This is a genomic window from Lutimonas halocynthiae (assembly GCF_030409835.1).
GTDB classification, from domain to species: domain Bacteria; phylum Bacteroidota; class Bacteroidia; order Flavobacteriales; family Flavobacteriaceae; genus Lutimonas; species Lutimonas halocynthiae.
Genome location: NZ_JAUFQO010000016.1, coordinates 856750 through 882876, shown reverse-complemented (window position 1 = coordinate 882876; position 26127 = coordinate 856750). Strand labels below are relative to the sequence as shown.

Below are 26127 nucleotides of genomic sequence, written 5' to 3'. Positions count from 1 at the left end.
AGCGGCCAACAATTGATGTTACTTTAGTAACTATAAAAAAGCCAATATATGCAGCATTTTTCAAATAATAACGATAATCAACCCTTATCAAAATTTGAATTGATGTTAAAGACCAATAGCGTATATTTTTTTGATTCAAATGAATTCGAAGAAATAATTCTGTTTTATGTAGACAGCGGTAAATTCTCCTTGGCTAAAAAAGCATTACATCTGGGGCTTTCACAACATCCATCTTCTGTAGTCTTAAAACTGATACATGTTGAATTACTAATTTTGGATGAAAAACTTGAAAAAGCTGAAAAGTTACTGGATCAATTAAAGGAAATTGAGCCTTCTAATGAAGATGTATATATTCAAAAGGCAACTATTTATTCAAAAAAAGGAAAACACCAGGAAGCTGTCGACAATCTTAAAATAGCATTGTTATATGCAGATGAAGATGCTGAGATTTTATCGATGATTGGGATGGAGTATTTGTTTCTTGAAGATTTTGATACGGCAAGATTTAATTTTGCAAAGAGCCTTGATGTGGAGTATGAAAACTATTCCTCTTTATACAATGTGATCTATTGCTTTGATATGATGAAAAAGCATGCTGAAGCAATTACATACCTGCAAGATTATATTGAAAAAGATCCTTACAGTGAAATTGCCTGGCATCAATTGGGTAGACAGTATTATATTGTTTATGATTACCAAAAAGCATTGCAGGCATTCGAATATTCCATATTAATTGATGAGGAATTTATAGGTGCTCACTTGGAAAAAGCGAAGACTTTAGAGGAACTTGGTCATTATGAGGAAGCTATCGTATTTTATCATAAAACGATGGAATTAGATACGCCAACTTCTTTTGCATATTTAAGAATTGGGAAGTGTTATGAAAAGCTCGATTCAACCAGAGATGCTATAGATTTTTATAATAAAACAGTAAATGAAGATCCTTTACTTGATAAAGGATGGCTTGCTCTTGCCGACACTTATATCAGCAGTAAAAATTACCACAAGGCATTATATTTTATCAATAAGGCACTTGGAATTGATGAAGAAAACAATCTTTACTGGCATAAGTTTGCAGAGATTAATTTAAAATTAAACCTCTTTGAAGAAGCCGCTAAGGCCTATTATAAGTGCATTGGACTAGAAGATGACAGGTTAGAAGTATACCTTGCTTTAGCCGATGTATTACATTTTCTAGGAGAATTTCATGAAGCCATCAGGGTTTTGCTTGATGCTCGTGAGACATACAAAGATGCTGTAGAGATCACTTACCGTTTAGGCGGACTTCACTTTTTGGTGCAAAAGGAAAAAGAAGGCTTATTTTTCTTCGAGACAGCCTTAAAATTAGATTATGAATACTTGAGCGTTGCCAAAGAGTTATATCCTACAGTTATGGATTTAACAGAAGTACAAAACTTAATTGCCAAGTTCAAGGATTTAGACTAATCCGAGCTGTTTATCTATTTGAATTGCCCAAATTATATCGATTTTCAATGAGCAAATTTAGCTATCTTTGGCTCTTAATTTTTTAGTTCGATATTTTGGGAAAGAGAAACCTTAAAGATTATTTTGTGATTTCACTGAAGGGCGTAGCAATGGGTGCTGCTGATGTTGTGCCTGGTGTTTCCGGTGGTACAATTGCCTTTATTTCAGGAATTTATGAAGAGTTAATTGATTCGATTAGTAAGGTCAATTTAGCAACAATTAAATTATGGAAAAAAGAGGGGTTTGCGGCAATGTGGAAAGCTGTAAATGGAAATTTTTTACTGTCCTTAGTGATTGGAATTGGCTTGAGTATTATCACATTGGCAAAGCTTATTAAGCACCTTCTTGAAACACAGCCAATTTTGATATGGTCTTTCTTTTTTGGTTTGGTTTTAGCCAGTATAATTTATGTGGCCAAACAAATTACAAGATGGAACATTGGCGCCATTGTATTGTTGATAACTGGTGCTTTGCTTGCCTATTTTATCACAACACTTACGCCACAGGTTACAAATGCGTCATATCCATATATCTTTTTATCCGGTGCATTGGCGATATGTGCCATGATACTTCCGGGAATTTCAGGAAGTTTTATTCTTCTTTTATTAGGGATGTATAAACCCGTTCTGGATGCTATCCACGATAGAAATATTGGATTTTTGGGGGTAATGATGTTGGGTATGGTTGTAGGACTGCTTTCATTCTCACGTTTATTAAAATGGCTTTTTGACCACTACGAAAATTTGACTTTAGCTGTTTTAACCGGGTTCATTGTTGGTTCTCTCAATAAAATATGGCCATGGAAAGAAGTTCTTAAGACTGAAATGATCAATGGGAAATTAAAAGTACTGGATGAAATCAGTGTGTTGCCATCTTCTTATGAAGGAGACCCTCAGTTGGTTTATGCCTTGCTTTTAGCTGCCATTGGATTCTTATCTATTATTGTTCTTGAGAAGCTAGCGTTAAAAAAAAATAATTAAATGCCTGAAAACACGAGATCTTTCTTGGATAAACTATTACTCTTTATTAAAGGGGTGGGCATGGGAGCTGCAAATAAGGTTCCTGGTGTTTCAGGTGGTCTTGTCGCTTTTGTAACAGGATTTTATGAAGAGTTAATTTATTCACTTCAAAAGATCAATAGAAAGGCATTCAAGCTTTTATTGGACGGTCGATTCAAGAGTTTCTATCAATACGTAAATGGCCGCTTTCTTTTACTCGTTTTTGCAGGAAGTACATTTAGTTATTTTTCGGTTTCCAGAGTGCTCGATTTTTTAATTCAAAATTTTGAATTGTATGTTTGGGCTACTTTTTTTGGGATGATATTGGGTTCAATATATTATGTAGCAAAAGATTTTAACGATTTTTCTCGAAGCAACCTGTTCACGATGTTTCTTGGTGTTGCGATTGGTATTTCCATTAGTTTTATGAGTCCTGCAAAGGAAAATGACAATTTATGGTTTGTATTTTTCTGTGGAATTATCGGGGTGTCGGGCATGACCTTACCAGGGCTGTCTGGCTCTTTTATTTTGATTCTGATGGGGAATTACGTACTACTTCTGGTAGATTCCGTGAATGAATTATATAAAGCAATTCAAGATGTGTTTTCCTGGAATTTTGATTTTATTCATGATCAGGTAAGAATGCGTTATATGAAGATCATTGCCAGTTTTGGATTAGGATCTATTTTTGGATTGGTCATTACCTCACACATATTAGGCTTTCTGTTAAAAAGATACCATCAACTTATAACTGCTTTAATCATTGGCTTTATCGGAGGGTCTTTAGGTATTGTCTGGCCGTGGAAGAAGACCATTTACAAAATGGAAGAAGGTGTTTACCTCTTTGATAGTCTGGATAATAGAATCGTTGAGAATTACCAAAGATATTTACCAAGTATATCAGATCCGACTACCTGGTATGCCTTGTTCTACATCCTATTTGGATTGGCAATATTACTGGTTCTTGATTGGATTGGCCGTGATAAAATACCGTCCTCCTAACTCAAATTATCAAGGTACTTCTCTTTATTAAGCATAAAGGGCGTTCATGATCAAAACCATAATTATGATCACAACAGGCCCTAGAATACCTGCGAAAAGTCCACCAGCTCTAAAATCTTTTTGATCCAGTTTACCGGTACTAAAGGCAATAGCATTTGGCGGTGTCGAAATAGGTAAAAACAAGGCGGCTGAAGCACTTAAACCAATAACCAAAGGAAGAATCACTTGATTTGATGAAACCAATATAATCGCTATAGGAATCAGTATTGTGGTCGTTGCCGTATTACTCATAAAGTTTGAAAGTATTACCGTGAGCAGCGAGAATACAGCCATTAAGGCATATAGATTCAGATCATAATTATTCAACAGTTTTACATAATGTTCTGCTAAACCAGTTTCCTGAATGGCTAAACCAAGAGACAGACCACCTGCAACCAGCATTAAGGTATCCCAGGGTAATTTTCTAACATCATTACCAGAAACAATACCCAAAAGCGTTAAAAGCATTATGGGCAGCAAAGAAACAGCTGAGGCAGGAATGCCATGAACATTACCGGTTAACCATAATACCAGTGTTAAGAGAAGTACTCCTAATACTATTTTTCTTTTGATAATAAATATTCTTGAATTGTTATTTGTATCCAGGTCTTCTAAAAAATCCAGATCTATAGTTGATACTTTAGGAACAAATCTACTGATTAGAAATACCCAAAAAAGGAGCACCATGATTACTGCTACAGGAAAACCAATCATCATCCATTCAAGAAAACCAAATTGAACTCCATGGTTACTCATGGCGTCAACTGCTATAGCATTTGGAGGAGAACCGATAATGGTACCCATTCCGCCTAAGGATGCAGCAGCAGGAATTCCGATCAGTAGCGCTTTTGCAAAAGGCGAATTTTTGTCAAGCGTATTGATAAAAGGTATAACCGCGGCTATCATCATTGCGGTGGTAGCCGTATTTGACATGATCATTGAAAAAATAGCCGTTACAAGCATAATACCCAACAATACATTTCGTGGTTTTGTCCCAAATTTAGAAATAGTCATTTTAAAAAGCGTCTTGTCTAATCCTACTTTTTGCATGGCCTCTGCCATTACAAATCCACCAAGCATCAGCCAAATAACACTGTTAGACCAGGTTTGAACATATTTTGCCACATATTTTGACGCATTCTCAGGATCAATTTCTGCATAATATCCGCCAAGGGCAAATACCAGAAAACCGAATATTAATAGTCCAACGGCAAAGGGAGGAACGGCTTCAGTTACCCATAGACCAATTGAAAAAAACAATAAGAATAAAACATAAACCTGTGCTTGATCTAATTCTGGACTATTGATCCAGTAGGTCATTACAAAAGCAAAAATAGCGCTTAGTAAAAAATAAATAATCTTTTGTTGTATGTCGACAACGTGTTGAAATTTTTTTAAATACCGCATGGAGGCGGTCCTAGAATCAGCCATGTGTTATTACTTAGTTAATAGATTACAAAGTTACGTTATCTGCAATTTTAAGATGGATTAAGTAAAAATATTTACGAAACCGTTTTATTAGACATAAAAAAAGCCCAGATGAACCGGGCTAATATCGTGTTTTTAGGTACTTATACTAAGGAACCTAAATATCTTTCAGCGTCTAGTGCTGCCATACAGCCAGTTCCTGCTGCAGTGATCGCCTGTCTATATTCTTTATCTTGTACATCACCTGCCGCAAAAACGCCAGGAAGATTTGTCTTGGTAGTTTTGCCTTTTGTGGCAAGATAACCCACTTCATCCATATCCAGAATTCCTTTAAAAATATCTGTATTTGGTTTATGTCCGATGGCTACAAAAACACCCGTTACATCAAGTTGGGTTTTTTCATTACTAATATTATTGAAAACGCGAACGCCTTCAACTACCTGATCGCCTAAAACTTCATCTAGTTCAGTATTATACATCACCTCGATATTCTCTGTTTTAGTTACCCGATGTTGCATCGCTTTAGAAGCTCTCATATAATCTTTTCTAACTAATATGGTTACTTTCTTACAGATATTAGACAAATACGTTGCCTCTTCGGCCGCAGTATCTCCTGCTCCAATCACCACAACATCCTGTCCTTTATAGAAGAAGCCATCACAAGTAGCGCAGGCAGAAACACCACCTCCAATAAGACGTTGTTCACTCTCAATACCTAGGTATTTTGCAGTAGCCCCTGTCGATATAATCACAGTATCTGCTTCTACTATTTTTGACTCGTCAATAGTTACTTTATGAATTCCACCTACTTCATTGCTAAACTCAACTTTGGTAGCCATTCCGAACCTCACGTCAGTTCCAAATCTTTCAGCCTGATTTTTAAAATCATCCATCATTGCAGTTCCATCGGTCCCGTTAGGGTATCCCGGATAGTTATCAACTTCAGTTGTTGTAGTCAATTGACCGCCCATTTGCATACCCGTATAAACAACAGGTTTTAAATCTGCTCTAGCAGCATAAATAGCGGCGGCATAGCCAGCAGGTCCTGATCCAATTATCAAACATTTAATTCTTTCTATAGTGCCATCCATTATGATCTCTTTTTTTAAATTTTTCAGTTAACAAAAATATGCAAATCTCTACGTTTAAAATACGATTCAATATCTTTTTTTTCAATACTGTTATAACAGTTTTTAATGGTTAAATTTGACTTCAGTAATTGACGAGTATGTCTATTGAAACTTACATTATTGATTAAAGAGGCTATTAAATGGTACCATTAGAAAATGATTTGGAACAACTTATTGTTGAGAACAGGGGAGTAGTGTTATATTTTGCAACCAACAGCTGCTCTGTTGGTGAAGCCCTGGAACCTAAAGTAAAGGCTTTGTTAAATGAGAAATTCCCAAAATTGGTTTTTATTTTTATCGATATGAATGCATCGCCTGAATTTTCTGCCAATCACCAGGTATTTGTTGAACCAACCATATTATTATTCATAGATGGTAAAGAGTTTCTAAGAAAGAGCAGGCACATTGGAGTAGGGGAATTAGAAATGGCAATTGAGCGCTTATATCCACTTGCCTTTGAAGATTAATAATATTTTACTTGAATATCTAATATTAAGTATTATCTTTGCAGCCTTAAAATTGGTAATCATTCGGGGTGTAGCGTAGCCCGGTTATCGCGCCACGTTTGGGACGTGGAGGCCGCAGGTTCGAATCCTGCCACCCCGACAAAGCAAAATCCTTTCAAACTTTAGTTTGAAGGGATTTTTTGTTTTCACCCCATTGAAAGCTTGCTTTCATAAAGGGGTGAAAACAAAAAATACTCAATTGTGAAACAATTGTAAAGGATTTTGTTTTGGCATCGACACCCCTTCAGGATCACCGACCGCAGGGAGGTAATCCTAATTTAAGATTTGAGATTGAAGATTGGAGATTTGAGATTTGAGATTGAAGATTGAAGATTGGAATTTCGAATATCAAACACGGAATGTTGAATTTTGATTTGTCGTCAGATTTTGCTTTAGCATCGTTCCCCAAATCAGGATCAGCGACTGAAGGGAGGTAATCCGATTTAAGATTGAAGATTGGAGATTGTTGATTTGAATCAATACTCTGCATCACTGAAAGAAGAAAACTCATCACCTCACTTCCGATCACCTCACCTCCGATCACCTCGCAAGAGATAAACCAAATTTCAAAAATTCTGACTCTCATGGTATGATTTTTATCATACGCGATATGGACATGTATTCGTACTTTTATACTAAGGCAAATGAATAGGACTGCCAGCTACTGTTTATTTAAACTATCATAACACTATTATTTACCCAAAACGTCACTTATGCGAATACAAGTAAAAGATTTTATGTCGGCTCCAGTCACAACTGCGATGGAAGATCATAACGTTCTAGAAATAAGAATGCTTATGAAGGAAAAAGGAATTCATGCTATTCCAATTATTTCGTATTCCAATGATACACTTAAGGTTGAAATGACTATTCAGGGCATTATCACCGCTACAGATATAAATAAGGAAGTGAGCGAAGATACAACTGTGGGAGAAATAATGACTTCTTCAAATATTCACCTTGTTCACCCGGATTCAAGCGCAAAGGCGGCTGCCAAAATGATGCTAAGACATAATGTACATCATATAATTGTGATGTATGAAGGAGAAATAAAAGGTATGATTAGTTCTTTAGATTTTACAAAATTGGTTGCTGAACATTCGCTGGATTAAAACAATTTTCCAACTATAAAACCAAAAGAGGTTCAAATTTTCTTGCTTTAAATGGAGCATAACGTAATTATCACGAATATGTAGATGATCATATATTAGACCTTCGACTGTTGAAAATTATTTTTCCCAAATGGTATTGTTCAACACTCAAACTATTATCAATTGAGTGGTGTGCTTCGTAAATGTTAACGTTTGGTTTTAAGGTAAAAAGTACATCAAGTATAATAGTCAATAGCTGTTTATGACCTTCAATTTAATAACCCAAGATTTAAGGTGTTATGACAATAATCATATTTAAATCAACAAACTAAGCTTAATTTTATGAATTATTTAATTGACGCACCAAAGTTGGGTATAAAATTAAGAATATGGCAAAAGTTAGAGGAGCAATAGTAGTTGACACAGAGACCTGTAAAGGTTGTGAAGTATGTATACCGGTTTGCGAAGAAAAAGTAATAAGCATGTCTACAGAGGTTAACCGAAAAGGATACCATTATGCCTATATGAGTAATCCCGAAGCATGTACCGGTTGCACCAATTGTGCCATAGTTTGCCCAGATCGGGCAATTGCAGTATATCGCATTAGAGTTTAATTGTAATTTCATCAAAATAAGTATGGTATGTCTGAATTAAGATTAATGAAGGGTAATGAAGCTTTAGCCGAAGCCACTATAAGAGCAGGTGCAGATGCATATTTTGGATATCCCATAACACCACAATCTGAGGTCATTGAATATTTGATGACACAACGCCCTGAGAAGAGAACAGGTATGGTGGTTTTACAGGCCGAAAGCGAAATTGCTGCAATCAATATGGTGTACGGCGCAGCCAGTACTGGAAAACGTGCAATGACTTCATCCTCCAGCCCGGGGATCTCTCTTAAGCTTGAAGGAATATCTTATCTGGCTGGAGCAGAACTTCCAGCTGTTATCGTTAATGTAGTGCGGGGTGGACCAGGTCTTGGAACCATCCAACCATCTCAAGCCGATTATTTTCAATCTGTGAAAGGCGGTGGCCATGGTGATTATCGACTTTATGTATTAGCACCAGCCTCAGTTCAAGAAATGGCAGATTTTGTTGATGATGCATTCGAAATTGCTTTTAAATACCGCGCTCCTGTTTTAATTCTTTCTGATGGATTGATAGGTCAAATGATGGAGAAAGTTATACTCAAAGACCAAAAAGACCGGATGCCAGATGAAGAGATTATTGAAAGATATGGTGATTGGGCCACGACAGGAAAAAAAGGAAGAGAAAGAAACATAGTGACGTCACTCGATTTGCAACCTGAAAAAATGGAAGCAAGAGTTCATAGATTATTAAAAAAATATGAACAAATGGAGAAGGAGGATTTACGTTATGAAAAAATACAATGTGATGATGCCCAATATCTCATTGTGGCTTATGGATCAAGTGCCAGAATCTCACAAAAGGCAGTTGAATTGGCGCGTGAAAAAGGAATAAAAGTAGGTTTGTTAAGACCAATTACCTTGTTTCCTTTTCCAAAACAACCACTTTTTGAATTGGCCAATCAGGTAAAAGGAATTTTAAGTGTTGAAATGAGTACTGGGCAAATGGTCGAAGATGTAAAATTAGCTGTAGACTGTAAAGTTCCTGTAGCTCATTTTGGAAGAACTGGAGGAATCATTCATACCCCTGAAGAAATCTTGGAAGCCTTAGAACAAAAAATCATAAAAAATGGACGTAACTGATATCATTAAACCCGAGAATAAAGTATTTAGTAAAACTTGTTTAATGACTGACACAAACCTGTCTTACTGTCCAGGTTGTGGTCATGGAACAGCTCATAATTTGGCAATGGAAGTCATTGACGAAATGGGTATTGTTGAAGACACTATTGGAGTTGCTCCTGTAGGGTGTTCGGTACTGGCTTATGATTTTATGAATATTGATATAACCCAAGCTGCTCATGGTCGGGCTCCAGCTCTGGCGACTGCTATTTCAAGAACTTGGCCTAATAAATATGTATTCACCTATCAAGGTGATGGTGATTTGGCCGCAATAGGTACTGCTGAAACTATTCATGCCTGTAATAGAGGTGAAAACATCGTAATTATATTTGTTAATAATGGCATCTATGGTATGACAGGAGGGCAAATGGCGCCTACAACATTGGCCAATATGCGTACTTCAACTTCTCCATATGGGAGGGAAATTGATACCATGGGGTCGCCTCTCAAAATAACAGAGTTAATCGCCAACTTACCTGGAACATATTATGTAACTAGACAAGCTGTGCATACTCATAAGCACGTCAGGAAAGCAAAGAAAGCAATTAAAACAGCATTTAAAAACACACGGTTGAAGAAAGGTCTGTCTTTTGTGGAAATCGTATCTAACTGTAATTCGGGATGGAAAATGGAGCCAAATGAATCAAATATTTGGATGGAAGAAAATATGTTTCCATACTTTCCTTTGGGCGATATTAAAGTGAAAGGTAAATTAAAATAAATGTTATGACAGAAGAAATTATCATTGCAGGATTTGGTGGTCAAGGTGTACTATCTATGGGAAAAATATTGGCTTATTCAGGTATTATGCAAGACGAAGAGGTAAGTTGGATGCCATCATATGGTCCAGAAATGAGAGGAGGAACTGCAAATGTTACCGTTATATTAAGTGATGAAAGAATAAGTTCACCATATTTAAAGGTTTATGATACGGCTATTATATTAAACCAGCAATCTATGGATAAGTTCGAAAAATCAGTGAAACCAGGTGGTGTATTGATATATGACCCTAATGGTATCATAATTCACCCAACTAGAACGGATATTGATATTTACCAGATCGAAGGGAATCGATTGGCAACAGAAATGGGTAATAAAAAAGTGTTCAATATGATAGTTTTGGGTGGATTTCTTAAGATTAAACCCATAGTGAAATTAGAAAATGTTATTGAAGGCTTAAAGAAATCGTTACCTGAACGCTATCACAATTTAATTCCTTTGAATAAAGAAGCCATCACCAAGGGCATGCAAAACATATTTTTATGTAAGGCAGAAAATCAGTTAACTAATCATTAATGATTGTTATTAAAGTGGATGGAATTTGGCAAAAAAAGCACAAATTAAACTAACAAAACAAATTACACTTTATAATAAAGAACTAAAAAAACATTCTACAGCCTTTCCGAAAAATAGGACAGTTTAAAATGAATTTAGTTAATTCAACATTTCAGGATTACTGAGTATCAATTCTATCTTTTTTATAATTACCGTAATCTGATTCATTTGTGCTTCTATATTTCTAAAATAGATGCTAATATCTCTATTAACCCAACTTTCAGAAATAACCCTTGCTCCCAGGCTAATCCGTAATACAGCACTTTGCAAATCATTTCCATATTTTACATCAACAGCTTGCCCAATATGACATTTTTGAGCCGCGAGTCTAATGATTTCTAAAGAAGATGCTGAAAACTGATCGGATATATCAGAATTTAACAAGAGATAGAGCTTTTTTACCTTGTCTACAGTTAAGGCCTGATTATTCATTAGGATAAAGAAAGGAAATATTGTTCGAATATTTCGAAGTCCGAAATCTTCAGTATTATAAGTGTTTATTTTTGTTTCATCTCCAAAAAGAGGTTCTAAAAAAGAAGCATCTTTAATAGAGTCTTCAACAAAATTACAAAACATCTCAATGCCTAAATTTCTATATAAAATGGGTGTTTTAAAATACCTCTCCATTTCAACTATGGCAGCATTCCATCGCATATAAGAGCCGTAATTAAACCCATCGGGTAAACTTTTTGAACAGAGCCATGATACAGGCCAGTCAGAATGATTATAATATTGGGTCAGCCCATTAGGCAAAGTGTTTTTTACAGCATTAATTGATTCACTAACACTTTTAGGTACAATTAAAGCACCGGCATACGGAGGTCCTGTAAAGTATTTACTTCCGGTTATGGTAACAATATATCCTTTGTTTAAATATTGCCGTATGTCGATTGGATCTAACCTAAGTTGTGAGCCATCTACAATAATTTGTATAGATAGATCATCAAGTGTATTCAAATTATCAATCATCTCTTTACTAGGAGATTGATAGCCTAATTTTGATTGATCCATTGTATGTAGTACAACATGTCTTCCTAAATCATTGGTTTTTACAATCGCATCAAAAATTTCTGTATCTAATTGCGCCGGTGATTTTAATTGACCATTTTCATCTCTAAAAGGAACTTTGATCAAATTAACATCTCTAAACCCTTCAATTTTATCTCCTTGTTTAACCGGATAATTCAAAGCAGTTGTATTTTCAAAATGCCGTCCTTTTAAGGCAGTAGCGATACCACTGCCGGTTTCATCAGAAGCCACTAAAACATGGGTAATTTCTTTAGTAGTTATAATTTGAGTAATGGCTCCTATTTGAAGAGAAGAATCAGTACCCGAAGGCGAAAATATTATTTGACAATCATCTTTTATCCTTAGAGATTTTCTCAGATTGTTTTTTAGCAATTCTGAAAAGTCAAGCGTTGCATTGTTTAATCCGTTTTTTAAACTGTTTTGAATCAATATGGTTCTAACCTTGTCTGTTTTATCAAAAGCATAATTTGAGACACTCGTTGCTGTTGAAGAGGCAAAAGTAAAGGCTTCGGGTCTTGGAAATGGCCGACATCCATATTTGTTTAATAATTCATGTTCGTCAATATTCAGTCTCAGGTCACCTCCTGACATCAATAAATATTCAGTTGGTTTTGCCAGATTTTTGAGAATTGGTTTCCAGGATTCTTTAAATGTGACGTTCGAATAATTCAATCCATGAAAACCCTGCAGTTCTTCATATTTTGATAAAGATTCAGTGTTTATAGCTGTATTATTCTTGATCATATCAATTAAAAAATGATCAAGCGTTTTTAATTTTTCTTTATCTTCTTTTGGTAATAAATTGTAAAATATTTGAGTCACTTCAAGTGCGGCTAAATCACATAAAACAATGTCAGATTTATCTTCGCCCAAAGCCTTATACCAGAGTTGCCATTCAATACCATATCTCAAATAAATTAAGGCTAATACAGGTTTATCTAAAAATGATGAACCTATTTTAATTGATTTATTGGGGACAATTTTAAATAGATTAGGCTCTCTTATCGAAGTAATAATATTTATGCTGTTGATCTTGGGAACCGTATTGAATCTTTTTAAAACTCTAACCAGATAATTCACATTTTCTTTTTCAAATAAACTGTTTCGTTTATATTGATCTTCAATGAGTTTATTATTTGCCATAAGTATTTTTATTTAGGCTGGAATCTGAACGAATTAGGCTAGCGGGAATTGCTCCAAAGCATTTAAACTTATTAATTTGCCCATATAAATTTCCACAAAGGCCAGTGCATTTTTTTTAGACGCCATTGTCACTGTGAAAATAAGAAATATAACGAGAATTGTCATGACAGCATAAACATTTTTGCAATGAAACAGAAAATCTCTAAATTGAGGTGATTACCAAACCCAAGATTCAATTTTATAATCTGTCAGAACCATCATGACAGCTTCAAGACCTTTTAAGTTGTAATATGTTGATTATTAGAAGAAGAATCCCAAGAGGTATAAGTATGCTACATATGAATAAAAGTTGGTAATAATTAGGCATGAAACCGTTTCCCAGATAAAACATGCCTCCTTGCAGCATCAACAGTATTTCAGTTAATATAAAGCCTAATACAAAGGTGAAAATTCCTAGGCGAAGAAAATTATTATAAATGGCCAACTTACTTTGTAATATAAAGAAAATCAAAAATCCAGAAATTACGCCTAACATCAATAAATGTATAAAACCAATAACAAAATTCTTGTGCTGATAGACTACTTGTGAAAATTCAGGGGCCAGCGATACCAATTGCAATGCAGATTTTAAAGCGAAGCAAAATACGGCAAAACTTAACAGGTAAAGACCAAGTGTTGAACTCTGTTTGATTATTAAATTTTGATGCGGCTTAATAAGTTTTAAAAATAGAACCAGGGTAAAAAACTGAATCACTACTCCTAAGCCGTTTATCCAATACAAGAAGATATGAGGTGCATACCAATTTACTGGTAATGCCAAAGTTAAAATGGTCGAAGCTATTAAAAGCTTAAAAAATAACCTGAACTGTTTAGAGTCTTTAAGCTGAATAATATGAATAAAAACGGCGAGCACTGCAATTAAGAACCATCCATTAAATTGAAAGTGTAAAAAGAACTGGATTGCTATTTGATAAAATGCAGAGGCTTTGCCAAGCATTGAAACAGCAGGCCCTAGAAACCAAATGCCTATAGTTGAAATCAACATAAATAACAGCGATGCTTTTACCAAATATCGAGTTGGTAAATTGCTGATTTCATGATGTTTCCATATAAGAAATACAAAATAATAGCTACAAATAATATGCAAGGTTGAAAAGGAAATTGAAACAGCTGCATATCCCTGAAAAGGAAAACTAAGAAGCATACCAATTACTGCAAATTCAGTTAGCCAGAACAAGCGATTATAAATAGGCTTTTTGTCTGGAATAAAGTAATGAACAATCAGTGTGAATAGCATTAAATAAACCCAACCAAGCATGGCGATATGAGAATGTGCATGCGTTAAAAACCGATAATTAAGGGCAACCGAATCAATAAAATAATAGCGTAATAGCAAACCTAAAAGCGCAGCAATGAAAAAATTAATTAGACATATGAGAACTAGTTTTCTTTGCATATTTGGCTTTTACGGGATGAAAGTAATGATTTTAGAATAATAATTCGGGAAATACTATGAGAGGTATCATGAAATTTCTAATAGAAACAATTAATTGTAGAATCCATTAACCCATAGGGCTAGACTGACGGCATCTGTTCATTTTTTTTCGATTTTCTTGAAAACCATGATAATTATCATGTTTTGATTTGTACAGAATCTTTTACTTTGAATAAAAGATAAAAAGGTCTTTAAATCTTAAATCATCAACTATGTTATCAAAAAAACAAGCCAGAGCATTCTTTTTGGGGGGTACTTTAGTGACGTTCCTTGTATTTATAGGGCTTACTATTTATTCTTTCAGTAAGGATCAAGATCAATCAAATTACGGAGAAATCACTGAACAGGTAGTGCGCGGAAAAAATATTTGGGAAAAAAACAACTGTATGGGTTGTCATACCATTTTAGGCGAAGGAGCTTATTATGCACCCGAATTAACCAAAGTCATAGACAGAAGGGGAGAAGGATACATCAAAGCAGTATTAATGTCACCGGTACCTTGGGGACCAAACGGAAGAAAAATGGTAGCCTATGGTATGTCAGATCAGGAAGCAGAAGATGTTATCGCGTTCTTTGACTGGATCGATGATATTGACTTAAACGGTTTCGATACTGTAGTCTCACCCTTAGCAAAAGATAAAGTCAACAACTAAATTAAAATATCATGAAATACAAATCACAAAAAGTGGCATATTGGTTTTTTGCCTTATCAATGTTGCTTCTTACATTACAGATTACTTATGGATTTATTATGGGATTTGCCCGTATAGGTTTTGATAATCTACACGAGTTTATACCTTTTAATACAGCCAGAGCTGTCCATACGAATTTATTAGTTGTTTGGCTGCTTTCAGGTTTTATGGGAGCCGCATATTATATCATACCAGAAGAAGCACAACGCGAATTAGTGAACGTGAAACTGGCCTATGTACAATTAATCTCATTAGCACTTGTTGGAGTTGCTGCGATTATAGGTTTTCATTTTAATATCTGGGAGGGGCGAAAGTTTTTAGAAATTCCAAGACCTTTGGATTATCTTGTTGTGGTTAATGTATTGCTTTTTCTCGGGTTGATTCTAACCACACTATTTAAAGGGAAAAGACAAACTACCACTGCCTTGGTACTTTCTATGGGTTTACTTTTTGCAGCCCTTTTATATTTGCCAGGAATGCTGCCATTTGACAGCCAGGTAATGGATTCTTTTTTCCGCTGGTGGGTAGTTCACTTGTGGGTTGAAGGAGTATGGGAATTGATTATGGGAGGAATCTTGTCGTTCTTATTGATCAAATTAACAGGTGTAGACAGAGAGGTTATTGAAAAATGGTTGTACGTAATTGTTGGTCTTACATTTTTATCGGGAGTTTTAGGAACAGGGCATCATTACTATTATATAGGTGTCAATAAAATATGGATTATTGTTGGAGGAATATTTTCAGCCTTAGAACCTTTGGCATTTTTAGCGATGGCATTGTTTGCTGTGAACATGTATCGTAAGGGCGAAAAAAAGCATCCCAATAAATTAGCATTATACTGGACTTTAGGTGCTGCCATAGTGTCTTTTGTTGGGGCAGGACTTTTAGGATTTGCGCATACTTTACCGCAAACTAACTTATATACTCACGGAACTTTAGTTACGGCAATGCACGGACACCTTGCGTTCTGGGGAGCATATGGTATGATCGTCATTGCGATTATAAGTTATAGTCTGCCTAATATGACTGGTAGAAAATTATATGAAAGTTCTATAGGTAGGGCTGCATTTTGGTGCGCTAATATAGGAATGGTAGGTATGACCGTTGCCTTTGGAGTTGCCGGAGTAGCACAAGTATATCTTGAAAGAAAGTTCAAAATGGATTTTATGGCTGTTCAAAATGAAATCAGTATTCATTTTGTGGTATTGATCTTATGTGCTACTTTATTTACGCTGGGAATTGCCTTTTATATAGTAGATTTCTATAAACATGGATTGCCCACTGATGAGGCCTTAGAAGAAGGGGATTTATAAGCATGACATTGACATTAAAACAAAATGAAATGGATAGCAATGTAAAAAGCGTTGAAGTTAATCCTTCAAAAAGTATAGAGGTAGTTAAGAAGCCATATTATAAGGCTACTGCCAAAGAGATTATTGTTTTTGAACACGCTTTTAAAAATCGATTGCCGGTGCTGTTAAAAGGACCTACCGGAACCGGTAAAACTCGTTTTATTGAGTTTATGTCACACGAATTGAATAAGCCTCTCATCACAATATCCTGTCACGAAGAAACGTCATCAACAGATCTGATTGGCAGGTATATTATAAAAGGGGCTGAAACCATATGGATTGATGGCCCTTTAACAAGGGCAGCAAAGGAAGGAGCCATTATTTATCTCGATGAAATTGCCGAGGCAAGGCCTGATGTTGTTGTGGCAGTACATTCATTGACTGACCATAGAAAAGAGCTCTATATTGACAAATTAGGAGAAACAGTAAAAGCTCATGAAGACTTTATGCTCGTTGCTTCATTTAATCCAGGATATCAAAGAGGATTCAAAGAGTTAAAACCTTCTACAAGACAGCGATTTGTTGGCATTTCGTTTGATTATCCTGATCCTAAGTTTGAAGCTGAAATTTTGGTTAATGAAACAGAGATTGAACTTGGATTGGCTAAAAAACTAGTGAATATAGCGGTAAAAATTAGAAACCTTACTGAATTAGGCTTGACAGAAACTGTGTCTACCAGGTTGTTGGTAGATGCCGCTAAACTGATCCATACTGGTTTGCCAAAGCGCATTGCGGTGCATGCTGCTATTGTAGAGCCTTTAACTGATGATATTGAGACCGTTAATGCCTTGAAGGATCTCTGTGATTTAATGATATAAGGAATATTAACCTTGCAAAAATTCTTTGATTGAATGTTCGAGCCGGATGAATATATCTTTACTAAATTTGCTCATTTTTTTAAGCGAAGAAGTAAAAAGAAGGAAGCTAATATTTCCCATGCGGCGAGATTAAATGATGTTAAGCCCCGATTGGTACTATTCGCAAGAGCCATTACAGGAGAACCCATTGAGCTTTTTGAAGCAGAAAAGGAAGGCGGATATAAAAACAATAACTTTTTTTTACCATCTGTTTTTTCTTCATTTCCTACGAACAAAGAAAACATCTCTTTTTATTTATTCCGGATCTTATATCTTTCGGTTCAGAAAAACATGAATTTGAATTGGTCTGATTCAATTGACCACTCTCTGTCTGAATCACGATTAAAAGCAGAAGAAAGCTCCGAAGTGGTTTTAAAGGAATTATTTGAACAATTTCCTGTCGCTAAAGATTATTATCAGAAAATTATTTTATTATATCAGAATAAAGAACAGTCAGTTGCTAAATCTGACTATAGTATGGTCTTTGGCAAATGGATGCAAAATAGTAAGGATGAACCATCTCAAGATTCACTGGAAAATTTCAATACGAAAACCAAAACGGCTGATGGGAATGAACCTAAAACAGTGCTGAAAGCAAAAGCAGTAGAGGAAATAATTTCTGTTCAACTTGATCAACAGCAATTAGATGATGCGGTACTGCAGCATCAGTTTGAAAAAGTAGAAACTGCAGATGAATTTGGAGGCAATTTTCGAGATATGGATGGGGATGATGATCTTCAGGATCACGAGAATGCACTTGAAGAATTGAACATGAAATACACGGTGAGAGTTGATGACCCGGTTCATTCAGTATATCAGGCTGATTTTGTGGAAAATACTACCATAGCCGAAAGCGCTGATGCCAAGCAACATGATTATCATATTTTATACGATGAGTGGGATTATGCCAAAAGAGCTTACAAAGAGAATTTTTGTAAAGTATACCCGAAAACGTTAGATAATTCTAATCTTGATTTCTACAAAAAAACGATAGGGCAGAACGCTGCGACTTTGAATGGGCTTCGAAAAATGCTGACTTCAGTAAATAATAAATTTCAACAGCAAAGAAGACAATCAGAAGGAGATGAGTTTGATTTGGATGCGATTACAGATTTGTTTGTTGATGTCAATTCAAGGCATACTCCGTCAGATAAGATTTATTTATCAAGACGTAAAAAGGAAAAGGATTTATCTATTTTATTGCTCCTTGATGTGAGTTTGTCAAGTGATGCCTATGCAGCAGGAAGCAGGGTGATCGATGTTGAAAAACAGGTTTCCATACTTTTTGGTGAAATTTTAAATGAGTTTAATATAGATTTTTCGATTGATGCTTTTTATTCAAAAACAAGAAATCACTCTTCTTATATCAGTTTGAAAGGTTTTGATGATCCGTGGAATAAGGCCAAGTATAAAATCGGTGGAATTCAGCCTAGCGGATATACAAGAATAGGAGCAGCACTCAGGCATTCAGGCCACCTATTAGATCAAAGAAGTACAAAGAATAAATGGGTGATTCTCATCTCAGATGGGAAACCAAATGACTATGATAGATATGAAGGTAAATATGGAATTAATGATGTAAAACAGGCCATAAGAGAACTCAACGAGAAACAGATTAACTCATACGCCTTAGCCATAGAGGCCCAGGCCAAGTATTATTTACCTCAGATGTTTGGTTCAAATCATTATCAAATTTTAACGAAACCTGTTGAATTATTGCATGCGCTTGTAAAGTTATATGAAAAAATAAAGCATCAAAGTTAGTCTAGATTCCGAATTCGGAAAACTTAATTTTTTTTCTTTTTCTTTTTCTTCTCTTTGGTTAAAGCTTTCTGCACGTTTTTCCCAGGTACGATTCGAATGATACCCTGAACTAAACCTTGAATAATATAATTTACGGGTGATCGGTAGATATTTCGTTCCGATTGGTATTCAGCTGTCAGGTATTTTTCCTGATCAGGCATATTATTATTTCGTATCGCTGCATTGGCTACTGCTGATAAAAAGAGTCGTTTTCTCTCGGTATGGTCCTTTGTTTCTTTGAGCATGTTCATATGAAGGTCGTTATAATCAAAAATCAATTTATTTTGTGAGTTGACTCTCGAGGCACTCATATGATATTTTAGGCTGGTCAATTGTCCGGACTTGATTTCAACACCTGCCAAAGGAGTTAAGATGGGATTAAGTTTTGTAAGTTCCATGCCTCCCATTTCAATATCCAAGTTGAAAGATTCTCCATGATAGGGTACAAGCAAGTCAAAATATATCGCGGCATGACCTCCAAAACTTGCTGTAAGTTTTGCTTTTAGATCACCCAATTCTTGTTGTAGTTCAGGGATATTGGTAACTCCTGCAATATTTCCATTGATTTGATTGATTTCAATCGTTCCCGAATTTTCCTTTTTGACCCCGAGTTCACTGTAAGTCACTGAAGAATTTGTTATGTGAACAGAATCTATATCAAGTGCTATTGGTATAGCGTCAACCATTTCTTTAAACATGGGTTTAGCCACATCAGGGGGTCTTGTAAGATTCTTATTCCTTTGAAGTTTGATATGCAAACTATCAAGACCAATACTAAGTGCCTTAATATCCAAATCAGTATAAAACTTTTTAGAAGGTTCAAGTTGATGAATGGCTAAGGATTTAATATCAAATTCAATAACGTCATTCTGAATACCTAAACGATTACTTACCTCAACCCAGTCAATACTATAGCCCAGAGAAATATCTTCAAGTAACATCTCTTTACGTTGTAGATTATATTCAATGCTACCCAAACTAAGATGGGTGTATTCGTTAAGATCATAATTGACATCCTCAATGTCAACAATGAGGTTGCCCATTAAAAAAGGTATGATATTTTTCAAACGGATAGAGTCAGTTTCTATTTCATCAGCCTGTATATTCACTTTCTTGATCTGACCTTTTATAGTGCCGCTTTCGGGTTCTTTCAGTATTACGGAGCCATTTCGAATACTAAAACTACTAAGTTTAGCACGCGAAAGAATATCACCAAACATCGCTTGTATTCCTTTTCCACTAGTTTTTTTAACGGTGTCATTACTTAAAGTGACCTCAAATACCGGCTGTTCAAATGAAATTTCTCTGATGCTCAATCGTTTACCAAACAATAATTCTATCCAAACCAAACCTTTTAAAGTAGCATAGTCAACATTTCCGGTTATAACTGTTCCTCCGGTCTCATTTAGGGGTTGAATTCTAACTTCATCCAGCGTAACTCCTTTAAAAAAGGTATGAAAATCAAAATCTTCATAAGTAATATTATAGGCTCGATCAGGGTTAGCATTTATTTTGGCCTGGAAGGTGGCTTCTAACACCATTTCTATTCCCTTTAAAATCAAAAATAAAAGGCCAAGCACTATTACTATTCGAATAAAATATTTCTTCATAGAAGGTTTAAATTCTAGTTAATGCAAGTTTACTTTAAAGAGAAATTATTACTTTCTTACTTTTCGTATCGTGTGTTTCATCTCTTAGGATAAACTAAAATAATAGGTTCTAAATTAGACCTACATTTCTTCTGCAAATATAAATGTACGATGATTTAAGGGATTTTAATTAAAGGATGGCAGGAATATTATATCTGAAAAAGGCACTTGATAGATTGAGTTACACCTTAGAAATCACATTTATTTAGGCCAAATACAACTGCACCATCAATATCGTATCCATATAAGCATGGGCAATGATTAACACCCATATCTTTCTTTTGAGGTATAGGTAGGAGAAACCCAAAGCCAATCCCATAAAAGTAGTTTGAATGATGCCCATAAGGCCCCAGCTATAATGAGCCAGTCCAAAGATTATCGAACTGATAAGAACGGCTATAATGAGATTCGATCTAGACTTAGATGTCAATTCTGAGATTCGATTTATCAAGAAGGCACGATAAACGATTTCTTCTCCGAAAGAAGAAACGATATAGACGCTTATCAAGCTCAGTGTAAGCATGCCAAAGTTGCCTTTTATATAGTTATAAGCACTCATGTCACTAGTCTCAGGGATTCCAGTAATATTGGCCATAATAATTGAGGCTAATATAAAAGCTCCCGTTGCCAGAACAAATACGATAAGAGATTGCAAAAAAGTTTTTAAAGCGAATTTCAAATTGAATCTTTTGAAGCTTAATCCAAATTGGCTCAGACTTTCACCTCTTAGTTTTACACCTGTAAAGACCAGTATGAGCATGATGATATTGGCACACGATATAACCACTTGATTATATAACAAATCTTCGGGCTGATCAGAGAGGAAAATTATAATGATTCCTGCAGCAACAAGAAAAATAAATATTATTTCAGCTAGTTTGATGAACTTATTTGAATTAAGTGCCTGGCCAAGTCTTTCAGCATAGGAGGGAAGTACTTTTTGATCTATTGACATATCATTAGGGTTTTAAAATTAACAATACAATAGTAGAACAATCGATACTTGTAATGGTTTGAATTCAGGAAGTCGAACCCTTTTTTAGGTCGTTTTTGAATTGAGTCGGGGTTTTCTGGGTGAATTTCTTAAAGGCTGTATTGAACGAAGATTTAGAATTGAAACCCGAATCATACATCACTTCTGAAATCGTCAACTTTGTATCCGTTTGATTCCGAAATAGGGATGTAGCCATATCGATTCTGTAATTATTTACAAAATCAAAAAAATTACAATTATAACCTTCGTTAATTACTTGAGAGAGTAGTTTTGAAGAAATGTTTAATTCTTTGGATAAATCGACAATATTTAATTCACTGTCTAAATACTTCTCAGTATCCATCATGTATTTTGCTAATTTGTTTTTGTATAGGGTAAGATCTTGTGCTTCAAGTTTAGACCCTGCATATTTAACTTTTTCTGAGAATTTTGCCTGTGTCATGGCCCCGGTTTCATTTGACGATTGATTCAGCATTTTAAGCAGTACTGAATTAATGAAGTATAACATGAATAAAACAATGAGAAGCATTGTAATCAGTAACACACTTTTTATACCCACAAAAGGGAGAAAAGAATGAACAAGCGCAAGAGAAAAAAGACCAATAAAGCAATTTAGAATAAATTGAAGCAGTTTAAAATTATCCTGATTAAAAGAGGAATAATAATCCATCGCTTTTCCCAGAACCTTCTTAATTTCAGTTTTTGATTTGTATAAATAATAGAGTATGTGAAGCAAAATTGAGAGCTCGCCTATCCTAAAAATTATTGGAATGTTTTGATTCTTCATTAACAGTGTTGTTTGATCAAAAGAGGCAGTATCCATGAAGAATAGCATCAGGATAAATACTAGTATCAAAACAAAAAAAGGAATAAAGTGGAGGAGGTCTTTTCGTTTAAAAGTATAATTTTTGAAAATAACGGATTGTGTAAAAATAAATAACAACGGGCCATAGGCCAGCAGAAATGTGTCGTCAAGAAATAATAATTGAGGCACTTTTATTTTTACTCCAAATGCCATTATATAAATACTAATGACCGCTATTGAAAGCATCAGAAATACGATTCCTAAAAGTTTATTACTTATGGATTTCCCCTTTTTATTCTGAAACAGAAAGAGAGAAACAAATAAGAATTGAAAACACAATATTGAAGTTAATATTTTTAAATAACCAACATCCATAATTAATAATAAGATTTTATTCTTTTTTATTGCTGTTTGTCGAGGAGTTCTATATGCATTTTTCTACCTTCTTTAACGATTATTTCGATGCACGATAAAATATCTTTTTTTGTTGTTCTAAAGTTGACAATACAGGTTCTCAAGCAATATTTTTTCTGAACGATAGCATTTGATAAAAACATTTCTCCTCCTTTTTGTAGCACATCCACTAATGCTTCATTTAAAGTGTTTAAATAAGCTTCTTTTTTTTCACCCTTTTCTTCAACACTTGTTGGGATATATCGAAGTGTCGTGATACTTAAATTTTGAGTTATTGGCTCAAGCTCTTCGTGCTTTTCAGCTAGTTCAAAAAAATATTTTGATAAATCTATATCTTCTCTTAAAAGTTTCGCATAGCCATTGCTTCCGATTTGTTGTAAGGCAAGCCATACTTTTAAAGCTCTAAATCCACGTGAATTCTGAAGGCCATATTCAAAATAATTGAGAGATCCCCCTTCTTCAGTTAAACTGAAATTATAATACTCAGGATGTGAACTATATGTGTCAATTAAATGCTTTGGGTTTTTCACCAAAGTACAACCCGCCTCTAGCGGACTATAAAGCCATTTATGAGGGTCCAAAGCGATTGAGTCAGCTTCTTTTATCCCTATGAACAAGTCTTTTAACTCTGGGATTACAGCAGCTGGAATACCATAGGCACCGTCAATATGAAACCATAAGTCATAGGTCTTACAAATGTTAGCAATGGTTTCAAGATCATCAATAACACCTGTACTTACATCTCCAGCAGTACCTACTACCATAAAGGGTTGATGACCTAGTTCTAGATCATCTTTGATGGTTTGCTCTAATATGTGATTGTCCATTTTGTTAGAAGCATCAGTTGGTATCCAACGTATGGAATTGGCGCCATGTCCAAATAAGATGGCCGCTTTATCAATCCAGGTGTGCGTTGATTTTGAACAATATGCGATGAGCTGGTTTGAGGCGTTTGAAAGCCCCTCTTCTTTAATGCTTTTAGGAGCCTTAGCAGTTCTTGCAGCTAAAAAAGCGGTAAAATTCGCCATATTACCGCCGCTAACTAAAATGCCTCCATAGTTTGGAGAGACACCAATAAATTCAGCCAACCACCGGGTAGTTTGCTTTTCTATTTCTGTAGCCATCGGGCTTAGTATTTGCCCACCTACGTTTGCGTTAACAGACGAGGCTAATAAATCGGCTAAAACACCAATTGGCGCTCCTGATGAAGTGATAAATCCAAAAAACTTTGGATGGCCATTAAACAAAGAATGGTCAAACAATAATTTTGAAGTAGAAGAAATTAATTCTTCGGCAGGCAATCCATTTTCTGGCAATGATAAATTGCCCAATATTTTTTGTAATTCTTTTGGAGACTTAGTTGTTGTGACTGGTTTTTCAGATATTTCATCAAAAAAATCAGAGATCGTATCAATGAGCTGGTAGCCAATTTTTTGAAATTCTGTTTTATTAATTTCAATTGAATTTTCTCGTTTTTTCGTCATTATGATAGATTTACTTGTTGCTTATCAAGTTATTTGGTATAAGGTTAGTTTTCTGGTTTAAACTATCAATTTACCAAATAAAAATTAAACCTTCCAGTGGTATGCAATTAGAAAATATGTGAATCAAGAAATAAGAAGTAAAAAAAAGTAAATGGAGTCAGTGGAGGAGTAGACGGAATTAATTTAAGAGGTTTGGGTTGCAGATTTGAGTTTACATTATTTCCTTTTATTTTCAAGAAGGAAATTTTATAAAATGAAAGTATTTGTTCAAATCACCTTTTTTTCAACAACAGGAAAAGGTCTGTATGCATAGTATTGTAAAACTTCTTCCAAAGCCATTTTAAGCGCTTTGTTAATGGGTAATATGATGTTGCCCAAGCGAAAATCTATTTGATTCAATTGCATATAGTATTCGGTAAAAACGGGCACATATAAGCCATTTGTAATGGCTTCCGCAGTAGTATTATATTGATCAGCCTGACCTTCTTTTATAATTTTGCAAGTAGCCAATCTCAATTTTCCATATTTATCAGTGTTGGCTGCAAATCCAAACAAACGGCAGATTAAGCCCCTATATTTATAATTACTGCATCTGCCATGATCAATGATTGATAGAGGTTTGTAAATTATGCAGGTTGGGCTTTTGGTTTCATTAAGTATCTGGAGCGTTTTTTCTACTTCTCCATTTAAATACAAGTGAAATGCCCAGGGTAAAAATTCTAAAGGAGAAGCTTCCACATCAGCGTAAGTACAACATTTCCCACATCCAGCATTACAACTGATCCCAGATGATTTTGTAAATTCTGCGCTTTCCTGCTCCAATTGGTAAAAAAGGGTTTCTACTAATTGTACTCTTCGCTCTATCGACATTATTTTTTACCGAAGGTAGACCTATTAATACGATAAGTGTCGATTTCATTCACTTAAGAAATAAAGATCGTTTATTGACTCGCAGAAAACAGAATCTTGATAAGGTCAGAGCGCTTTAAAACCGGGTATTTTTTATGATTTTGATACGCTTTTTAGTTATTAGTTTGATGCCTTTTTAAGGATTACATTCTCGCCGTTGATTATAATACTCTGGATTCATTTTTAGCTTTGCTGTCTAGAGATTTACCCATAGTTAAACCGATTAATAATCCGATACAGATACCCAAAAGTAGGCCCAAAGATCTCTCAAAACTTGACAAAAATACAACGCCGAAAAGAATTCCATAACTTGATCCCAGAATTATTCCCTGCCTGGTGTAATAATCTTTAACAGTCAAAGAAAAAGTATCCTTTAAAAAAGTTTCAATTTTATTAAATGCTTTTTTGAAAAATTTAATCCTGTTATCACGATTTGATTCAAAATCAAAACTTTCTAGTTCCGTTTCAATGGATTGAATTTCATCTTTTGAGAATTCTCTATTTTGTAATTCAGTTAGTATATGAATGAATTTCTCGTAAATCTTAATTTCAGATTTTTTAGTTGTTTGGTTTTTCAAACTTTCGAAAAAATTATTGCCTTCTTGTAATGTCATAATAATTAGTGTTTTCTTGGTTAGTGGCTGAAAGCAGAAAATATTACATTAAGCCATTAAATTTTCAGGAGTTAATCAATCTTATTTTTTAGTTGAAAGGA

24 protein-coding genes and 1 tRNA gene are annotated in these 26127 nt (G+C 34.9%); 14 read left to right on the top strand and 11 right to left on the bottom strand.

The genetic code is table 11. The annotated features are described in order from the left end of the window. The first annotated feature begins 48 nt into the window (after positions 1-48). From QWY87_RS17055 to QWY87_RS17045, 3 genes are all read left to right on the top strand, one after another. The gene (locus QWY87_RS17055; RefSeq protein ID WP_290293499.1) at positions 49-1446 is read left to right on the top strand and encodes a tetratricopeptide repeat protein; all 1398 of its coding nucleotides are present in this window, start codon (positions 49-51) and stop codon (positions 1444-1446) included. A gap of 95 nt (positions 1447-1541) precedes the next feature. Next, the gene (locus tag QWY87_RS17050; protein ID WP_290293497.1) at positions 1542-2465 is read left to right on the top strand and encodes a polyprenyl-phosphate transporter; all 924 of its coding nucleotides are present in this window, start codon (positions 1542-1544) and stop codon (positions 2463-2465) included. Then, a complete protein-coding gene (locus QWY87_RS17045) occupies positions 2466-3485 on the top strand; it encodes a DUF368 domain-containing protein (RefSeq protein WP_290293494.1) in 1020 nt (339 codons plus the stop codon). Positions 3486-3512: 27 nt separating this feature from the next. Here QWY87_RS17045 and QWY87_RS17040 read toward each other — a convergent pair whose 3' ends face one another. Continuing rightward, a complete protein-coding gene (locus QWY87_RS17040) occupies positions 3513-4955 on the bottom strand; it encodes an SLC13 family permease (protein ID WP_290293493.1) in 1443 nt (480 codons plus the stop codon). Positions 4956-5095: 140 nt separating this feature from the next. Then, positions 5096-6043 (bottom strand): thioredoxin-disulfide reductase, encoded by a 948-nt coding sequence (gene trxB, locus QWY87_RS17035; RefSeq protein ID WP_290293490.1) that lies wholly within the window; start codon positions 6041-6043, stop codon positions 5096-5098. Between the two features lie 179 nt (positions 6044-6222). Here trxB and QWY87_RS17030 point away from each other — a divergent pair, with 179 nt between their 5' ends. Then, entirely contained in the window at positions 6223-6549 is a 327-nt protein-coding gene (locus QWY87_RS17030) for a thioredoxin family protein (RefSeq protein ID WP_290293488.1), read from the top strand. A 64-nt stretch (positions 6550-6613) separates the two neighbouring features. Beyond that, a tRNA-Pro gene (locus tag QWY87_RS17025) sits at positions 6614-6688 on the top strand. A gap of 150 nt (positions 6689-6838) precedes the next feature. Here QWY87_RS17025 and QWY87_RS17020 read toward each other — a convergent pair. Next, positions 6839-7174 carry a hypothetical protein gene (locus QWY87_RS17020; protein ID WP_290293486.1) on the bottom strand — a complete coding sequence of 112 codons (336 nt, stop codon included), beginning with the start codon at positions 7172-7174 and terminating at the stop codon, positions 6839-6841. Positions 7175-7301: 127 nt separating this feature from the next. Here QWY87_RS17020 and QWY87_RS17015 point away from each other — a divergent pair, with 127 nt between their 5' ends. The 5 genes from QWY87_RS17015 (at position 7302) to QWY87_RS16995 (ending at position 10747) form a co-directional block, all read left to right on the top strand. Continuing rightward, positions 7302-7700, top strand: coding sequence for a CBS domain-containing protein (locus tag QWY87_RS17015; RefSeq protein ID WP_290293484.1), 399 nt, complete (start codon positions 7302-7304; stop codon positions 7698-7700). Between the two features lie 368 nt (positions 7701-8068). Further along, on the top strand, positions 8069-8293 hold the full coding sequence (locus tag QWY87_RS17010) for a 4Fe-4S dicluster domain-containing protein (protein ID WP_290293481.1): 225 nt from the start codon (positions 8069-8071) through the stop codon (positions 8291-8293). 27 nt (positions 8294-8320) lie between these two features. Beyond that, the gene (locus QWY87_RS17005; RefSeq protein ID WP_290293478.1) at positions 8321-9412 is read left to right on the top strand and encodes a 3-methyl-2-oxobutanoate dehydrogenase subunit VorB; all 1092 of its coding nucleotides are present in this window, start codon (positions 8321-8323) and stop codon (positions 9410-9412) included. Between the two features lie 43 nt (positions 9413-9455). Continuing rightward, positions 9456-10172: a thiamine pyrophosphate-dependent enzyme gene (locus QWY87_RS17000; protein ID WP_290293475.1), complete on the top strand. Its 717-nt coding sequence runs from the start codon at positions 9456-9458 to the stop codon at positions 10170-10172. Positions 10173-10177: 5 nt separating this feature from the next. Continuing rightward, the gene (locus QWY87_RS16995) at positions 10178-10747 is read left to right on the top strand and encodes a 2-oxoacid:ferredoxin oxidoreductase subunit gamma family protein (protein WP_290293473.1); all 570 of its coding nucleotides are present in this window, start codon (positions 10178-10180) and stop codon (positions 10745-10747) included. Between the two features lie 138 nt (positions 10748-10885). Here the strand turns inward: QWY87_RS16995 and QWY87_RS16990 are convergent, their stop codons facing one another. Both QWY87_RS16990 and QWY87_RS16985 read right to left on the bottom strand, forming a co-directional pair. Beyond that, positions 10886-12958 (bottom strand): hypothetical protein, encoded by a 2073-nt coding sequence (locus tag QWY87_RS16990; RefSeq protein WP_290293470.1) that lies wholly within the window; start codon positions 12956-12958, stop codon positions 10886-10888. Positions 12959-13226: 268 nt separating this feature from the next. Further along, positions 13227-14414: a hypothetical protein gene (locus tag QWY87_RS16985; RefSeq protein ID WP_290293466.1), complete on the bottom strand. Its 1188-nt coding sequence runs from the start codon at positions 14412-14414 to the stop codon at positions 13227-13229. A 251-nt stretch (positions 14415-14665) separates the two neighbouring features. On the opposite strand from QWY87_RS16985, the gene QWY87_RS16980 reads away from it, so the two are divergent. Genes QWY87_RS16980 through QWY87_RS16965 form a run of 4 tightly spaced genes read left to right on the top strand, consistent with a single transcriptional unit; the run spans position 14666 to position 19118 of the window. Further along, entirely contained in the window at positions 14666-15106 is a 441-nt protein-coding gene (locus QWY87_RS16980) for a c-type cytochrome (protein WP_290293464.1), read from the top strand. A gap of 11 nt (positions 15107-15117) precedes the next feature. Next, positions 15118-16458, top strand: coding sequence for a cbb3-type cytochrome c oxidase subunit I (locus QWY87_RS16975; RefSeq protein ID WP_290293463.1), 1341 nt, complete (start codon positions 15118-15120; stop codon positions 16456-16458). A 29-nt stretch (positions 16459-16487) separates the two neighbouring features. After that, entirely contained in the window at positions 16488-17315 is an 828-nt protein-coding gene (locus QWY87_RS16970; protein ID WP_290293462.1) for a CbbQ/NirQ/NorQ/GpvN family protein, read from the top strand. A 33-nt stretch (positions 17316-17348) separates the two neighbouring features. Next, positions 17349-19118: a nitric oxide reductase activation protein NorD gene (locus QWY87_RS16965; RefSeq protein WP_290293461.1), complete on the top strand. Its 1770-nt coding sequence runs from the start codon at positions 17349-17351 to the stop codon at positions 19116-19118. A gap of 23 nt (positions 19119-19141) precedes the next feature. On the opposite strand, the gene QWY87_RS16960 is transcribed toward QWY87_RS16965, so the two are convergent. The 6 genes from QWY87_RS16960 to QWY87_RS16935 all read right to left on the bottom strand — a co-directional run bounded on the left by QWY87_RS16960 (position 19142) and on the right by QWY87_RS16935 (position 26026). Then, entirely contained in the window at positions 19142-20767 is a 1626-nt protein-coding gene (locus tag QWY87_RS16960) for a DUF748 domain-containing protein (protein WP_290293459.1), read from the bottom strand. A gap of 244 nt (positions 20768-21011) precedes the next feature. Continuing rightward, positions 21012-21761, bottom strand: coding sequence for a CPBP family intramembrane glutamic endopeptidase (locus QWY87_RS16955; RefSeq protein ID WP_290293457.1), 750 nt, complete (start codon positions 21759-21761; stop codon positions 21012-21014). A 64-nt stretch (positions 21762-21825) separates the two neighbouring features. Then, the gene (locus QWY87_RS16950; protein ID WP_290293456.1) at positions 21826-22818 is read right to left on the bottom strand and encodes a helix-turn-helix domain-containing protein; all 993 of its coding nucleotides are present in this window, start codon (positions 22816-22818) and stop codon (positions 21826-21828) included. Between the two features lie 188 nt (positions 22819-23006). Then, positions 23007-24503 carry a pyridoxal phosphate-dependent decarboxylase family protein gene (locus QWY87_RS16945; RefSeq protein WP_290293454.1) on the bottom strand — a complete coding sequence of 499 codons (1497 nt, stop codon included), beginning with the start codon at positions 24501-24503 and terminating at the stop codon, positions 23007-23009. Positions 24504-24770: 267 nt separating this feature from the next. Further along, on the bottom strand, positions 24771-25373 hold the full coding sequence (locus QWY87_RS16940) for a YkgJ family cysteine cluster protein (RefSeq protein WP_290293452.1): 603 nt from the start codon (positions 25371-25373) through the stop codon (positions 24771-24773). Between the two features lie 200 nt (positions 25374-25573). Continuing rightward, positions 25574-26026: a hypothetical protein gene (locus QWY87_RS16935; RefSeq protein WP_290293451.1), complete on the bottom strand. Its 453-nt coding sequence runs from the start codon at positions 26024-26026 to the stop codon at positions 25574-25576. Positions 26027-26127: the final 101 nt, after the last annotated feature.